Genomic DNA, 13,830 nt, shown 5'->3' on the forward strand with positions numbered 1-13,830 from the left:
GCTTAGCGAGCGGGTGACAAGGCCGGCGTGCGTGGTGGAATCAGGCGCTTGCTGCCGGTGGATTCGAAGGCCGACGCCAGGCGCAGCAGGCTCGAGTCGTCATAGGCGCGGCCGGCGAAGGTCAGGCCGACCGGCATGCCGATGTCTGCCATCACGCCCATCGGCACGGTCACCGTGGGCACGCCCAGGTGGCGGATCGCAAGGTTGCCGTTGGCCACCCACACGCCATTGCTCCAGGCGATGTCCGCCGACTCGGGATTGATGTCGGCATCGGCCGGGCCAACGTCGGCCACGGTGGGGAACAGCACCGCGTCCAGCCCCAGGCGATCCATCCACTCTTCCAGGTCGATGCGCCGGGTCTGCTCCAGGCCGCGCAGGCCGTCGGCCAGGGAGGCGATCTGGTCCCAGGTCTTGAGCCCGCGCTTGGCCATGGTTACGTACTGGTCCATGCCGGCGGCCAGGTCGTCTTCGCGGTTGGGCAGGGTGCCGGGGTCGTGGGGGAAGATCTGCGGCCCGTCGACATCCGCCAGGCGGTTGAGCTTGGGGTCGTCGTTGGCCCGCAGGAAGTCGTCGAAGGCCCAGCCCGACAGTTCCCACAGCTCGTCATGGAGGAACTCCTTGCTGACCAGGCCGCGGTTGTACACCGTCGGTGCCCCGGGGCGGTCGCCTTCGCAGTTGGACACCAGCGGGAAATCCACTTCCAGGACTTCGGCGCCGGCGGCTTCCAGGGCGCGACGCGCCTGTTCCCAGAGGCTGATCACCGAGGGCCGGGTGTGAATGCGCTGGCCGGTGGGGCCGCCGATCCCGGGTTTGTCGCTGGTGCCGGCTTCCGGGTCGGCATTGATGTACATGCGTGGTACGCCAAAGCGCTTGCCCTTGAGCGCCGTGGCGTCGGCCGCCAGTTGCGGGTAGGACGCAGGACGCACCGAGCTCACGCTGGGAATCGGCACCCAGGGTTGCAGGCGCCACAGGTCGCCGCGGGTGTCGGGGTCTTCGGCCACCACCACATCCAGCACTTGCAGCAGGTCGGCCATGGTCCGGGCGAAGGGCACCACCACGTCCATGGTCGGGGTCAGCGGCCAGTTGCCGCGCACCGAAATCACCCCACGCGATGGTGTGTAGGCGCACAGGCCATTGTTGGAGGCCGGGCCACGCCCGCTGGACCAGGTTTCCTCGGCCAGGCCGAAGGCGGCGAAGCTGGCGGCGGTGGCCGTGCCGGCGCCATTGGAGGAGCCCGAGGCAAAGGGCGCGGTCAGGTAAGCGGCGTTGTAGGGGCTTTCCGCGCGGCCATACACCCCGCGCTGCATGCCGCCATTGGCCATGGGCGGCATATTGGTCTTGCCCAGGCAGATGGCCCCGGCGCCCCGCAGGCGCTCGATGGTGAAGGCATCGCGGTAGGCCACCAGCTCGGCGAAGGCCGGGCTGCCCGAGGCTGCCGTCAGGCCCTTGACCAGGTAGCTGTCCTTGGCGGTGTAGGGAATGCCATCCAGCGGGCCCAGGGTCTGGCCGTTGGCGCGACGCTCATCGGACGCTTCGGCCTCCTTCAGGGCCTCGGGGTTGCGCACCACCACGGCGTTGAGGGCGGTGGCGGTATCGGGGCCATCGTAGGCGTCGATCCGCGCCAGATAGGCCTGGACCAGTTCCACGGCGGTGGTCCGGCCCGATTCCAGGGCGGCGCGCAGGTCGGCAATGGACACTTCGGTGACTTCGATCATGGGGCTACCGCCGTTGGCTGGTGGGTGAGGAGGTCAAGAGGGCGCAACGGAGCGCGGGTGTTCGGGTAATGGCTGTGCATGGTGATTCTCGTGGTACGGCTGGGCACGACAAGGGGTGCAAGGGAAAACTGTGGGCCTTTTTAGCATCTAGTGCGGGGCAGAGGAACCGTTGAACTCGCCCAGGTAGTCCAGCGTCGGCGTGCTTTGCGGCGGGCGCTGATTGGGCCCGGAGGCAACCGATCGCTGGTCGCCATCAATCGACTCGCTGCCGACGATGATGAAGTGGCTGTAATGCGCCTTGATCCGCGAGCGCAGCCGCTGTTGCTCGGCATCACTGCGGATCAGCGAGTCCAGGTATTGCGGGCAGTCGTCTTTGCCGATCAGCTCGACGAAATCGGCGTCCATGTAGTAGCCCAATTCCTGCCTGAGGCGCCAGCTGGGATTGCGCGCTTCCCAGGCGCTGAATTCGGCGTCGCTGGCATCCGCCGCAGGTTCGGGCTCCCACTGTTCGAAGGCGAACCGTTCAGCCTCGGCCTGGCTGGGGAAGTGGGCGGCGAACAGGTGAAAGGCGAAGTAGGCATCGCCGGCTTCGAGCAGGGCCAGGTTGGCGGACTCGGCCTGTTCCTGGGGCTGGACCGGATCGAGCGTTGCATCCTCTTCATGGGGCGCCTGGAGTGTGTCAGTGGCCGCCGGTGCTGGCTTTTCGAGAGGGTCGAACAAGGTGCTGAAGACGCTCATGGACGGTCCTTGCGATCAGTGATGCGGGCGGTTGGGGAGAGGCAACCCTGGCCTGAGGTGGCGCATTGTGCCGGGTTGGGGCGGGTCTGAACACCACGGGCCGTGCGCCACTGGACGCCTGGTCATTTTATCGATTGCCAATCGGAGCAACCCGGGTAGACTGCGCGGCTCTAACACCTGACGCCTTTATAGCCAAACAGTGCAGGCGTTTCGACGATGTTCGACGGATGATTATCCATGTGACTAGGGCGCACGGACGTGAATGATCCATAGCCGGCAGGCAGTTGGCGCAACATCGAAATCCACTGTCTGCTTGCTCATCCGGACTTTTTTACATGCCTACCCGGCCCAAGCCCAAGCTTAATCTTCGTGTGCTGATTCTGGTCTTCGTACTGTTTGCAGCATTAGCCACCCTGGCCAACAGCTTCTGGGTCATGTTCAGGATTCAGAAGCAGGAACTCATTGAAAACGCCCTGCAAGTCAACCAGGCCTATGCCGCTCGGATCGCCTCCGCTGTGGAGCAGGTGCTCAGTTCCGATCAGGAACGCTTGAAGTATGCCGCCGCTGTCCTGGGCGGGGACTTTGACGACTCGCAACGACTGGCCGGCGAAGCCCGGCGCTTGCTGGGGCAGGACAATAGCTTCAACTCGGTACTGATCACCAACGCGACCGGCACCATCATCGCCTCAATGCCCGAGCACCTGAATCTCAATGGCCAGTCCCTGCAAGACCAGACACCGCTCAGGCTGCGTCAACCGATCATCAGCAAGGCCTTCAAGTCCATTGCCGGCAATCTGCTGGTTTTTGTATCCCAGCCGGTATTTGACGGCAAAGGGCGGTACTTGGGGCTGGTCGGCGGCAGCATCCGACTTGAACAGAAGAACGCCCTTCAAGATTTGATGGACCGGCAGGTACGTGAGGATGGCGCCCATGTCTATCTGGTGGACAGTAATCGGCGGGTTCTCTATCACCCCTATCCCGAGCAAATCGGCCAGATCGTTGTCCAGGACCCGATCGTCGATGCGGCCTTGAGCCAGGGCGGGGGGGCATTGCAGGCGCTGGATGCCCAGGGCGTGGAAATGCTCGCGGGTTTCACCCATGTGCCCAGCAGCGGTTGGGGGGTGATCGCCCAGCAGCCCCTCGGCAACATCCAGGCCACGCTGCAGGTAACCATGTCCAAAGTCGCCAAGGGCATACTGCCGCTGGCGTTGTTCGGCCTGGTGCTGATCTGGTGGTTGGGGACGAGGATTTCGGCGCCGCTGTCGCGGCTGGCCGAGAGTGCCAAGCGCCTGGACAGCCCTGAGAGCTATGAGCGCATCAGCGCGATCCCGGCGCAGTATTCTGAAAGTTGGCAGATTCGTCGGGCGCTGCTGCTGGGCACCAGCCTGCTCCAGGAAAAGATCGGCCGGCTCAACCAGCAGGCGCAAAGTGACGCGCTGACCGGGCTGGCCAACCGGCGGGCGATGCAGGACACCCTGGCGCACTGGCAACAGGCCGGGCAGCCGTTCGCCATTGTTTCCATGGACATCGATCACTTCAAACGAGTGAACGACACCTTCGGCCATGGCGTGGGGGATGAAACCCTGAGAGCGATTGCCGACCTGATGAAGCAAAACTCGCGCACTGACGACCTGCCGTGCCGGGTGGGCGGCGAGGAGTTTGTCCTGCTCTTGCCGAACAGTTCGCTACGGGCTGCAACCGATGTCGCAGAGCGCCTGCGAGCCTCGATCGCCGCGGCGCAGATCGATACCGTCGGGCACATTACGGTTTCGTTGGGCGTCAGCGTGTGGCAGCCGGGAAGTGGTTCGATCACCGCTGCGTTGGAAAAGGCCGACCAGTTGTTGTATCAGGCCAAGCAGAAGGGACGTAATTGCGTGGTAGCCGAACAGCGCTCGCTAGCCGTCAGTTGAACACGGCGGCTGCCGTCGGCTTGCTTGCACAGCGGCCAGTACCGGAGAATCCACCCGGTCCGATACCCAGCAGAGGCAAGCCGCATGCATTACCCGAAACAACTCAGCCCGGAGTTTTCCGGGGCGTTGCGCACCTTCAGTTTCTGGGTCGCCAACGGCACCCTCGGCTACCCGCTGCTGGAGGGCGTCGATTATCGCAGTTGCCTGAGCGAAGAGCCGAGCATGCTGGAGATGGCCTACGCGATTTTTGCCAATGTGCTGGAGCTGGACGAAGAGGGCGTACCGGTTAATGCCAAGTACGCCGAGTACCGGGCGGCGCAATACATTCGCCAGTATTGCGATCCGGGCTACACCGTCGTGCCGGCATTCGAGGAATGGGAGCAGGAGCTGTACGGCCCGCCCGAGCGAGAAGACCGCAAGCCCTGGCCGCCGGGGATGCGCAATGGCTAACGCGTCGCTGTCGGAGCGAGCAAACACGCTCCTCAGGTATCTGCTGGTGTGATCAGCCAGGGGGCGTCTGGCTAGTTGTGGGAGCGAGCTTGCTCGCGATCAGCGCCTGGCTTTCAAAGGTCGGTTGCGGCAGGTCGTTCAAGCCTTCGAAGCTGCGGCCCTGGAGCAACTCGGTGAGGCTGCGCTCCAGCGCCACCTCGAAGCTCGGGTGAGCACCGAACGAAGCAAACACGCCGCCGGTGCGCGGGTTCATCAGGGTCACGCACATCACCGGGAACTCACCGCCCATGGACGCGTCCTTGACCAGCACCGGGAAGCCTTGCTCTTCCAGGCCCCGGCTGGAACCAGCGCTCGTCCGGGTAGTGCACGAATTCGGCGTTGGCGATTTCCTCGCCCCAGAACTGGTCGTTGTAGAAGAAGTTGCAGTTCAGGCGCTCGATGAACTCGCCCAGGGCCGACGCCAGGGCGCTTTCCTTGGTCGCGCCCTTGCCGTTGGTGAAGCACATCGGCGACTGCGCATCGCGGATATGCAGCGACCAGACGTTCGACTCAGCCTTGAGGGTTAATCGAAGGTTGGCAGGCGCGGGCTCACCATCGGCTTATTCGCACCGACCCAGGCATCTAAGCCACCAGCAATCGACGTCACCTGCCGGTACCCCATGCTCTTCATGGCGGCCGCCGCCAGCGCCGCGCGGCCGCTGGTCTTGCAATAGAGCACAACCTTGAGGTCGGGGGAGTGGAAGGTGCTGTCGTGGGTCAGTTTGAATTCCAGCAGACCGCGTGCGATGTGGATCGCCCCGGGCAGATGTCCGGCGGCGTACTCATCGGCTTCACGCACATCGATCAACATGTCGGCGTTCTGGATCGCTTGATCGGCGTTTTCGATCGCGACTTCTTCAATCAGTGCTTTTGCGGCAGTGACCAGGTCATGGGCTGTTTTCATCATGGTGTTTTAAGGCTCCGATTCAGCGTGTGCAGTGTTTGGGTGGGGGGCGATGTCCGTGTTAATCAGATGATCGGCCATTTCGGAAAACATGCGCTGCAACCTGCTCTTTAGCGCCACGTCCTGCACCTGTTCATCCAGCGCCTGACGCATGCACAGCATCCATTCGTCGCGCTCAACGACGCTGATGGCGTAGGGCGCATGGCGCCTGCGCAGACGCGGGTGGCCGCGTTCATTCTGGAACAGCGGCGGGCCGCCCCACCAACCGCTGAGGAACTTGAACAGGCTATCGGTACTGCCGTCGAGCGTCGGTGGATGCATCTGACGCACCACACGGGCTTGCGCCAGGGTCTCCATCAACTGGTAAAAGCGCTCGACGAGTGCGCGAATGCCTGCCTCGCCTCCTACCTGGAGGTAAGTGTCGGGGCGGTCTTTGTGCTGGACGCTCAGGTGTTCAGTCATGGGGTTGATCCTCAATGCAGATATTTTGCCCAGCCCGCCAGCGCCAATGCCGCCCAACAGCTCCAGCCTGAAAACAATCCGCGCCAGACCCACATCCGTGGGACAAAACCCACGCCTTTGACAAAGGCCACGCTCATTGCCGCGAACAGCGCGATGGCCAGTGCGTGGTCGGCTTTACCGTCCGCGGTGGCCATCAGGGGAGGGTAGAGCGTGCAGGCGAGCATGATTGCCAGAGCGATCAGCAAACTCAGCAGGTGAAGGCGTGAGGTTTGTGCCGGGGCGGTATTCGGCATCATTGTGGTGCCTCGTTTTGCTGGTTTTTGGCGCGACTCGCTTCGTTCTCGCCCCACATTGCATTCAAGATCGCCAGCAGCAATGCAAAGCCGACTCCCAACATCCAGGCGAAATACCACATGTCCGTTACTCCTCTGCGCCTGCTTAGTAGGCGGAATGTTCGTTGGCTTTGATGTGCGCGGCAGTGACTTTGCCTCGCATCACGCGATACGCCCACGAGGTGTACATCACGATCAGCGGCATGAAGATCAGCGTCGCCCAGAACATAATGGCCAAGCTTAAATGGCTGGAAACGCTGTCCCACGCTGTCAGGCTGGCGGCGGGCACCGAAGAGGACGGCATGACGAATGGGAACATCGAGACCCCGGCCGTGCAGATAACCCCGACCACCGCCAGCGAGGAGGCGACAAACGCCGACAGGGTATGGCGCCGGCTCAGCAACAACGCCGCCCCCGCCGCCCCTGCCAGGCCCAGCACGGGCAGCAGCCACAGCCAAGGATAATGGGCGTAGTTGGCCATCCAGGCGCCGGCTTCGCGCACCACCGACTTGTTGAGAATGTCCGGCAGCCCAGCCGTATCGATGACCGAGGTAATGCGATAGCCCTCGATTGATTGCAGCCAGATCCCGGCGATGACGAACGCGCCGATCAGCACCGCGGCCGCCATCATCGAACCCTTGATAGCCCTGGACTGGATGACGCCCTCGGTGCGGTGAGCCAGATAGGTGCCGCCTTGCAGGGTGATCATGGCGCTGCTGACAACGCCAGTCAGTAGAGCGAAGGGGTTGAGCAGTTGCCAGAAGCTGCCGGTGTAGGTCGAGACCAGAAGGTTGTCGAAGTGAAACGGCACGCCTTGCAGCAGGTTGCCGAAGGCAATGCCGAACACCAGGGGCGGCACCGCGCCGCCGATGAACAGCCCCCAGTCCCAGGTGCGACGCCAGGTGGCGTTGTGGATCTTGCTGCGATAGTCGAAACCCACCGGGCGGAAGAACAGTGCCCAGAGGACCAGAATCATCGCCCAGTAGAAGCCGCTGAATGCGGTGGCATAGACCACCGGCCAGGCAGCGAACAAGGCGCCCCCCGCGGTGATGAACCAGACCTGATTGCCATCCCAATGCGGGCCAACGGTGTTGATGACCACGCGCCGCTCCATATCATCGCGGCCGACGAAGGGCAGCAAGGTGCCAACCCCCATGTCGTGACCGTCCATGATGGCGAAACCGATCAGCAGTACGCCGACCAGCGCCCACCAGATAATTTTCAGGGTGAAGTAATCAAGCATGGTGGAGTTCCTTCATATGGGCATCGTGGGCATAACGGCCGGTACCGAGGCTGCCGGGGCCTTGACGGGCAAACTTGACCATCAGGAACAGTTCAACCATCAGCAGTACGCTGTAGAAAATGACGAAGCCTGCCAGCGAGCCATACAGGTTGTTGACGCTGAGGGTCGATACGCTCATGTGGGTCGGTAGCACGCCGTAGATGGTCCAGGGCTGACGGCCGTATTCAGCGACGAACCAGCCCAGCTCGCAGGCAAGCCAGGGCGCCGGCAGCATGCAAAGCGCCCAGCGCAGCAACCAGCGGCGTTGTGAACAGGTGGACTTCACGGTGCTCCAGAAGGCCATAGCAAACAGCGCGAGCATGGCAAAACCAAGGCCGACCATGATTCGGAACCCCCAGAACATTGGGGTAACACGCGGGACGGTGTCGTTGACGGCTTTTTCGATCATGGCCGGCGTGGCCTGATTGACGTCTGCAACGTACTTCTTGAGCAGCAGGCCGAAGCCCAGGTCAGCCTTATAGGCTTCGAAGGTCTGCCGTGCGGCGGCATCGCTGCGGTCGGCTCGGAGCGCTTGCAGCGCATTGACGGCGGTGATCCCGCGTAGAATCCGCGCGCGGTTCTTTTGTTTGATGTCATGAATGCCCGGAATCTGCTGGCTGACCGAGCGGGTGCCGATCAGGCCCATGACCCAGGGCACGTCCACTTCCCAGTTATTCTTCGATTGTGCTTCGTTGATGCTGGCGATCAGGGTCAAACCTGCGGGCGCAGGTTTTGTTTCCCACATGGCTTCCATCGCCGCCAGCTTGGTTTGTTGCGCCTCACCCACGGTGTAACCCGATTCATCGCCGAGCACGATCACGCTGAGCACCGAAGCTAGGCCGAATGCCGCTGCGACCCTGAAGCTGCGTTTGGCGAACTCGACATCGCGGTTTTTCAGCAAGTACCCACTGGAGATCGATAGCACAAACATCGAGCCGGTGACGTAACCCGCCGAGACGGTGTGGACAAACTTGGCCTGCGCCACCGGATTGAACACCACCGCCCAAAAATCCACCATCTCCATGCGCATGGTGATGTAGCTGAACTCGGACCCCACCGGGTTTTGCATCCAGCCGTTGGCGATCAGGATCCACAAGGCCGAGAGGTTGGTGCCGATGGCCATCAGCAGCGTGACCAGCAAGTGGTGTTCTTTCTTCAAGCGCTCCCAACCAAAAAAGAACAGGCCGATCATGGTCGATTCGAGGAAGAACGCCATCAGCCCCTCGATGGCCAGCGGGGCGCCAAAGATGTCGCCCACGTAGTGCGAGTAGTAGGCCCAGTTAGTGCCGAACTGAAACTCCAGGGTGATACCTGTCGTCACCCCCAGAGCGAAGTTGATTCCAAAGAGCTTGCCCCAGAAGCGGGTCATGTCTTTCCAGATGACATTCCCGGTCATCACATAGACGCTTTCCATAATGACCAGCAGCCACACCATTCCTACCGTGAGCGGTACAAAGAGGAAGTGGTACAGCGCTGTAGCTGCAAATTGCAGCCGTGACAGATCCACCAGGTGTTCTGAAATCACTTGCTTGCCCCTTGAGTCGAGGTGGGTATACCGAGCCTGTTGCCGATGACGGTGGCGTCAACACTGACGTGCGTATCGCGGATAAACAGCCACCACAGCACTGTCAGCACCGCCAGTTTGATCAGTACGGCGAGCAGCAGATGCCGCCGCAGTCGTTGGTCTGAATGAGTCATGAACAGGAGATAGCACAGGCTGTGCCAATGTCGGGCGTCGACTTTTTATTGTTTTATAACAATAACTTAGATTTTTTTTGTGACGCCAGACGGAGCGGTTGTGGCAGATGCTGCTACTGCCAGGACTGCCAGGATGGCAGTCTTGGCAGCGCTGGCAGGCAGGGGCGGGGAGTCAGACCAGGCCTTGTTCTTTCAGTCTTCTGTAGAGCGTGCGCTCACTCATGCCCATGTGCTTGGCCAACTCACCCCGGGTGCCTTTGAACGTCGCCAGGGTCTGCGCCAGCGTGTTGCCGTCGACGCGAGTCGGCGTCTGGGGGGCAACGGTGCAAGGGGCCGGGGGCAAATACGCGGCGCGGATCACGCCGTCGTCGGCGAACAGGCTGGCGCGTTCCAGCACGTTGCGCAGCTCGCGGATATTGCCCGGCCAGGCGAAGCGCTGCAGTCGGGCCAGCGCATCGGCGTCGATGGTCAGCCTGCGTTTGCCTATTGCGGCACGTTGTAGGAAGGAATTGACCAACAGGCCGATGTCTTCGACCCGGTTGCGCAAAGGCGGCAACAGAATGGGAAAGGCACTGATGCGGTAGTACAGGTCCGGCCGGAATTCGCCGCTCTCCATCATCCGCTCCAGGGGTTTGTGGGTCGCGGCAATCAACCTGAAGTTGGCATGCAGGGTTTCGACACTGCCGACCCGGCGATAGGTGCCAGACTCGATCAGGCGCAACAGTTTCACCTGCATGGCCAGCGGTACATCGCCGATCTCGTCAAGAAACAAAGTGCCGCCCCGGGCCGTATCAACCAGCCCGGGCTTGCGCGTGACCGCGCCGGTAAAGGCGCCCTTTTCATGGCCGAACAGTTCGCTTTCAAACAGCGTCTCGGTCAACCCCGAGCAGTCCACCACCACGAATGGGCCGGTGGCGCGCTCGCTGGTTTCATGCACGGCCCGGGCAAACAGCTCCTTGCCTGTGCCGGACTCACCCAACAGCAGCACCGGCAACATTGAGGGGGCCACCCGTTGCAGTTGCGCTAAGGCCAGGTTAAATGCCGGCGAGCAGCCCACCAGCCCTTCGTTGCTTGGCCGCGCAGAGGCGCTGCGCACCATGCTCAGCCGCTCGACATAGGCGCTGATTTCACCGTGCTCATCGAGAATCGGGCGTAACTCCACTTCCACGTGCTCAGGGCCTCGCGGGGTGTGGTGAATGTGCAGGACCTTGTCCGGGCTGCGCATCTCCTGAGCTTTTTTCATCGGGCAATGTTCACCGGCCTGATCGCAAGGTACCTCGTACCGGTGTGAAACGCTGTAGCACTTCTGACCGATGTAAGCCTTGTCTGCACTACCAAACTGGCGCTGATAGGCGGTGTTGGCCGCCAGAATGTTGTAGTGCGGATCGAGCACGATCATCGGCTGGGACTCGTGCTCTAGAAACGACACCAGCGATTGCACTTGATCCGGGCGAGGCAGCGAGTTGGCCGGCGAGGGCAGGGTATTTGTCATCGTGGCTCCCGAGAGTCCATTGAGGCGGTTGTGGCACTGCCACCTATGCCAATGCGTACTGCCATGGCAGTGCATTTAGCAAGCTCCAGAACGCGAGAAAGCGCAACTTAAAAAATAACCTTTACCCACTCAATGGCTTGCATGGATTGTCCGACACGATGTTGTCCTGGCCGATTTATTGCTTAGGTCATGTTCACCACAAGTGGCCCGGCGAAAGTCCGCAAGGAGACCGATCATGAACAATACCCTTCACGTCGAAGGATTCTTCGATGCGGCGACGCATACCATCAGCTATCTGGTACTTGATCAGGCCACTCAACGTTGCGCACTGATCGACAGCGTTCTGGATTACGCCCCTGAATCAGGTCGCACGACCACAACTTCCGCCGACCAACTGATTGCCAGGGTGAACGCGCTCAATGCCCAGGTCGACTGGATTCTTGAAACCCATGCTCACGCCGACCACTTGAGCGCCGCCCCCTACCTGCAGCAACAGCTGGGCGGAAAAATAGCCATCGGCAGTCACATTGCGACGGTACAGGAGGTGTTTGGCCGGTTGTTCAACATTGCCGACGAGATGGCCCGTGATGGCAGCCAATTTGATCACCTGTTTGTCAACGAAGAGCAGTTCGCCATCGGCGCTTTGCACTGTCGGGCACTTCATACACCGGGGCACACACCCGCGTGCATGACTTATGTGATCAGCGATGCCAGGGAAACGGTGGCATTTGTCGGCGATACCCTGTTCATGCCCGATTACGGCACTGCGCGCTGTGATTTCCCCGGTGGCGATGCGCGCACGCTGTTCCAGTCAATCAACAAAGTGTTGAGCCTGCCGGCCGCCACGTTGCTGTACATGTGCCACGACTATCCGCCCGAGGGTCGCGAAGTGCAGTTTGTGACCACAGTGGCAGAACAGCGTGCGCACAACGTTCATGTGCGCAATGGCATCAGTGAGCAAGAGTTTGTGGTGATGCGCGGCAAGCGCGATGCAACGTTGTCGATGCCGACGCTGATCCTGCCGTCGGTTCAGGTCAACATACGCGCGGGCCATCTGCCCGAGGCTGAAGCAAACGGGACGCGCTATCTGAAGATCCCGCTCAACCTTATCTGACTGGACTGCCGGCGGCAGATCGAGGCTGAGCCCAAAAACAATTGCAATATAAATATAATGTAATATTGTAGATCGAACGCCTTAGCCGTCGACCGTTCACCGTCGCGCTTGTCCGGCGTTGTATTCAAATCGACGGCATCGGCTGTTCATCCACATGCCGCGTTGGCGCCGAATGAGAGCAAGAAATGAGTGGGTCCATGCTTGAACTTGATATCCAGCAGCTACGCGCCAATGCCGATGCGGCCAGCCAGTTTCTTAAGGCCCTGGCCAATCCGGACCGCTTGTTGCTGCTGTGCCAGCTGTCCCAGGGCGAGCGCAACGTCAGTGATTTAGAGGCGCTATTGGGCATACCGCAACCGACGCTGTCGCAACAGTTGGCGGTGCTGCGTCGTGAAGGGCTGGTGGAAACACGCCGTGACGGCAAGCAGGTGTTCTATCGTATTAGCAGCCCCGCCGCATTAGCCGTCATTCAAACCCTCTATCAACAATTTTGTGCCGGAGAAGCATCGTGACCATCGATTGGCTCAACTTCACGCCTTGGTCGTCACTGGCCGGCGGTGCATTGATTGGTCTGGCAGCCAGTCTGTTTGTTGTCGCCAACGGCCGGATTGCCGGCATCAGTGGTCTGCTCGGTGGTGTTCTGCAACGGGGCAGTGAAGGGGTGGGGGAGAAAGCACTGTTTCTGCTCGGGCTGCTTGTCGCGCCGGTGTTGTGGGGGCTGTTCATCGCGTTGCCGAAGATCGAGTTCCAGGGGGGCTGGCTCGGGTTGCTCGGCGCTGGCCTATTAGTGGGGATCGGTACCCGCTACGGCTCAGGGTGCACCAGTGGTCACGGGGTTTGTGGGCTGTCGCGGCTGTCCCCGCGCTCGATGATCGCCACCGGCTGTTTCATGGCCAGTGGCTTCGCCACGGTGTTCGTCGTACGGCACGTCTTGGGAAGCTGAACATGACCAAACTAACGGCATTCATCGCGGGTCTAGTGTTTGGCTTGGGCTTGCTTCTGGCGGGCATGACCAATCCGCAAAAAGTCCTGGCCTTTCTCGACCTGGCCGGGGCTTGGGACCCGTCCCTGGGCTTGGTTATGTGCGGTGCCATTGGCGTCGCCATCGGTCCGTTGACCTGGGCTCGGCGTCAATCCCGTTCCCTGCTGGGTAACGCAATGCAATTGCCCACCAAGTGTGGACTGGACCCGCGCTTGATCGGCGGCAGTCTGCTGTTTGGTATTGGTTGGGGTATCGCGGGGATTTGTCCTGGGCCTGCGGTGGCAATACTGCTGACAGGCCACTGGCAAATCGTCGTATTCGTGCTGGCCATGCTGGCTGGCATGTTGTTGTTTACTGCGCTGGAGACCCGGCGTAGTCACTGATCGGGAGAACGTCATGAAAGCGAACATTGGAATAGCCGACCGCAGCGTGCGGGTGGTCGTCGGCCTGCTGCTCATAGGCCTGAGTCTGTCTGGGGTGATAGGCCTGTGGGGCTGGATTGGCCTGGTGCCATTGGCCACCGGCCTATTCAGTTTCTGCCCGCTTTACACGCTCTTGGGCATCAGCACTTGCAAGCGTTGCTGAAGCAGATTCGTTGCCGGTCATGGGCACGCGAGCGCGCCTGACGACGAACCGCAAGAGCAGTCTGCTTGCGATGGGGGCTGACGAGTATGCGCGCTGTTGAATCAACGCGGCTCTCACGCCCTCATTG

At 61.3% G+C, this 13,830-nt stretch carries 17 protein-coding genes and 1 pseudogene; 7 read left to right on the forward strand and 11 right to left on the reverse strand.

Annotation, left to right across the window (positions count from 1 at the left end; all coding sequences use genetic code 11):
• Window positions 1–2: 2 nt before the first annotated feature.
• Window positions 3–1,715 (reverse strand): amidase, encoded by a 1,713-nt coding sequence (locus tag PQT43_RS27885; RefSeq protein WP_253085692.1) that lies wholly within the window; start codon window positions 1,713–1,715, stop codon window positions 3–5.
• A 147-nt stretch (window positions 1,716–1,862) separates the two neighbouring features.
• Window positions 1,863–2,453, reverse strand: coding sequence for a hypothetical protein (locus PQT43_RS27890; RefSeq protein WP_272755202.1), 591 nt, complete (start codon window positions 2,451–2,453; stop codon window positions 1,863–1,865).
• Window positions 2,454–2,788: 335 nt separating this feature from the next.
• On the opposite strand from PQT43_RS27890, the gene PQT43_RS27895 reads away from it, so the two are divergent.
• The gene (locus tag PQT43_RS27895) at window positions 2,789–4,363 is read left to right on the forward strand and encodes a sensor domain-containing diguanylate cyclase (protein ID WP_272755203.1); all 1,575 of its coding nucleotides are present in this window, start codon (window positions 2,789–2,791) and stop codon (window positions 4,361–4,363) included.
• Window positions 4,364–4,447: 84 nt separating this feature from the next.
• Window positions 4,448–4,813 carry a DUF7677 family protein gene (locus PQT43_RS27900; protein ID WP_102879133.1) on the forward strand — a complete coding sequence of 122 codons (366 nt, stop codon included), beginning with the start codon at window positions 4,448–4,450 and terminating at the stop codon, window positions 4,811–4,813.
• Window positions 4,814–4,913: 100 nt separating this feature from the next.
• Here the strand turns inward: PQT43_RS27900 and PQT43_RS27905 are convergent.
• The 9 genes and pseudogenes from PQT43_RS27905 to PQT43_RS27945 form a co-directional block, all read right to left on the reverse strand.
• A pseudogene (locus PQT43_RS27905) lies at window positions 4,914–5,358 on the reverse strand (YcaO-like family protein); the annotation flags it as partial.
• A gap of 17 nt (window positions 5,359–5,375) precedes the next feature.
• Complete coding sequence (locus tag PQT43_RS27910) at window positions 5,376–5,756, reverse strand: rhodanese-like domain-containing protein (protein ID WP_253085707.1); 381 nt, start codon at window positions 5,754–5,756, stop codon at window positions 5,376–5,378.
• Between the two features lie 9 nt (window positions 5,757–5,765).
• A complete protein-coding gene (locus PQT43_RS27915; RefSeq protein ID WP_253085689.1) occupies window positions 5,766–6,218 on the reverse strand; it encodes a group II truncated hemoglobin in 453 nt (150 codons plus the stop codon).
• Between the two features lie 11 nt (window positions 6,219–6,229).
• Window positions 6,230–6,514, reverse strand: coding sequence for a cyd operon YbgE family protein (locus PQT43_RS27920; protein WP_253085688.1), 285 nt, complete (start codon window positions 6,512–6,514; stop codon window positions 6,230–6,232).
• On the reverse strand, window positions 6,511–6,633 hold the full coding sequence (cydX, locus tag PQT43_RS27925) for a cytochrome bd-I oxidase subunit CydX (RefSeq protein WP_253085687.1): 123 nt from the start codon (window positions 6,631–6,633) through the stop codon (window positions 6,511–6,513). The genes PQT43_RS27920 and cydX overlap by 4 nt, the downstream gene beginning before the upstream one ends.
• Before the next feature lie 23 nt (window positions 6,634–6,656).
• Window positions 6,657–7,793 carry a cytochrome d ubiquinol oxidase subunit II gene (cydB, locus tag PQT43_RS27930; protein WP_267268319.1) on the reverse strand — a complete coding sequence of 379 codons (1,137 nt, stop codon included), beginning with the start codon at window positions 7,791–7,793 and terminating at the stop codon, window positions 6,657–6,659.
• On the reverse strand, window positions 7,786–9,357 hold the full coding sequence (locus PQT43_RS27935; protein WP_253085685.1) for a cytochrome ubiquinol oxidase subunit I: 1,572 nt from the start codon (window positions 9,355–9,357) through the stop codon (window positions 7,786–7,788). The genes cydB and PQT43_RS27935 overlap by 8 nt, the downstream gene beginning before the upstream one ends.
• Window positions 9,354–9,530, reverse strand: coding sequence for a cytochrome oxidase putative small subunit CydP (gene cydP / locus PQT43_RS27940; protein WP_253085684.1), 177 nt, complete (start codon window positions 9,528–9,530; stop codon window positions 9,354–9,356). Before cydP ends, PQT43_RS27935 begins: the two co-directional genes overlap by 4 nt.
• Before the next feature lie 172 nt (window positions 9,531–9,702).
• Window positions 9,703–11,022: a sigma-54 interaction domain-containing protein gene (locus PQT43_RS27945; protein WP_267268318.1), complete on the reverse strand. Its 1,320-nt coding sequence runs from the start codon at window positions 11,020–11,022 to the stop codon at window positions 9,703–9,705.
• Window positions 11,023–11,257: 235 nt separating this feature from the next.
• On the opposite strand from PQT43_RS27945, the gene PQT43_RS27950 reads away from it, so the two are divergent.
• From PQT43_RS27950 to PQT43_RS27970, 5 genes are all read left to right on the forward strand, one after another.
• A complete protein-coding gene (locus tag PQT43_RS27950; RefSeq protein WP_267268317.1) occupies window positions 11,258–12,136 on the forward strand; it encodes an MBL fold metallo-hydrolase in 879 nt (292 codons plus the stop codon).
• Between the two features lie 197 nt (window positions 12,137–12,333).
• On the forward strand, window positions 12,334–12,648 hold the full coding sequence (locus PQT43_RS27955) for an ArsR/SmtB family transcription factor (protein WP_253085681.1): 315 nt from the start codon (window positions 12,334–12,336) through the stop codon (window positions 12,646–12,648).
• A complete protein-coding gene (locus PQT43_RS27960) occupies window positions 12,645–13,079 on the forward strand; it encodes a YeeE/YedE family protein (protein WP_253085680.1) in 435 nt (144 codons plus the stop codon). The genes PQT43_RS27955 and PQT43_RS27960 overlap by 4 nt, the downstream gene beginning before the upstream one ends.
• A gap of 2 nt (window positions 13,080–13,081) precedes the next feature.
• Window positions 13,082–13,501 carry a DUF6691 family protein gene (locus tag PQT43_RS27965; RefSeq protein ID WP_253085679.1) on the forward strand — a complete coding sequence of 140 codons (420 nt, stop codon included), beginning with the start codon at window positions 13,082–13,084 and terminating at the stop codon, window positions 13,499–13,501.
• Window positions 13,502–13,514: 13 nt separating this feature from the next.
• Window positions 13,515–13,703 (forward strand): YgaP family membrane protein, encoded by a 189-nt coding sequence (locus tag PQT43_RS27970; protein WP_253085678.1) that lies wholly within the window; start codon window positions 13,515–13,517, stop codon window positions 13,701–13,703.
• Window positions 13,704–13,830: the final 127 nt, after the last annotated feature.

It is taken from the genome of Pseudomonas sp. BLCC-B112 (genome assembly GCF_028550695.1).
GTDB classification, from domain to species: Bacteria; Pseudomonadota; Gammaproteobacteria; order Pseudomonadales; family Pseudomonadaceae; genus Aquipseudomonas; species Aquipseudomonas danubii.

Coding starts and splice junctions, on each gene's coding strand:
- PQT43_RS27885 (WP_253085692.1), bottom strand. CDS start 1,715: ATGATCGAAGTCACCGAAGTGTCCATTGCCGACCTGCGCGCCGCCCTG.
- PQT43_RS27890 (WP_272755202.1), bottom strand. CDS start 2,453: ATGAGCGTCTTCAGCACCTTGTTCGACCCTCTCGAAAAGCCAGCACCG.
- PQT43_RS27895 (WP_272755203.1), top strand. CDS start 2,789: ATGCCTACCCGGCCCAAGCCCAAGCTTAATCTTCGTGTGCTGATTCTG.
- PQT43_RS27900 (WP_102879133.1), top strand. CDS start 4,448: ATGCATTACCCGAAACAACTCAGCCCGGAGTTTTCCGGGGCGTTGCGC.
- PQT43_RS27910 (WP_253085707.1), bottom strand. CDS start 5,756: ATGAAAACAGCCCATGACCTGGTCACTGCCGCAAAAGCACTGATTGAA.
- PQT43_RS27915 (WP_253085689.1), bottom strand. CDS start 6,218: ATGACTGAACACCTGAGCGTCCAGCACAAAGACCGCCCCGACACTTAC.
- PQT43_RS27920 (WP_253085688.1), bottom strand. CDS start 6,514: ATGATGCCGAATACCGCCCCGGCACAAACCTCACGCCTTCACCTGCTG.
- cydX (WP_253085687.1), bottom strand. CDS start 6,633: ATGTGGTATTTCGCCTGGATGTTGGGAGTCGGCTTTGCATTGCTGCTG.
- cydB (WP_267268319.1), bottom strand. CDS start 7,793: ATGCTTGATTACTTCACCCTGAAAATTATCTGGTGGGCGCTGGTCGGC.
- cydP (WP_253085684.1), bottom strand. CDS start 9,530: ATGACTCATTCAGACCAACGACTGCGGCGGCATCTGCTGCTCGCCGTA.
- PQT43_RS27945 (WP_267268318.1), bottom strand. CDS start 11,022: ATGACAAATACCCTGCCCTCGCCGGCCAACTCGCTGCCTCGCCCGGAT.
- PQT43_RS27950 (WP_267268317.1), top strand. CDS start 11,258: ATGAACAATACCCTTCACGTCGAAGGATTCTTCGATGCGGCGACGCAT.
- PQT43_RS27955 (WP_253085681.1), top strand. CDS start 12,334: ATGCTTGAACTTGATATCCAGCAGCTACGCGCCAATGCCGATGCGGCC.
- PQT43_RS27965 (WP_253085679.1), top strand. CDS start 13,082: ATGACCAAACTAACGGCATTCATCGCGGGTCTAGTGTTTGGCTTGGGC.
- PQT43_RS27970 (WP_253085678.1), top strand. CDS start 13,515: ATGAAAGCGAACATTGGAATAGCCGACCGCAGCGTGCGGGTGGTCGTC.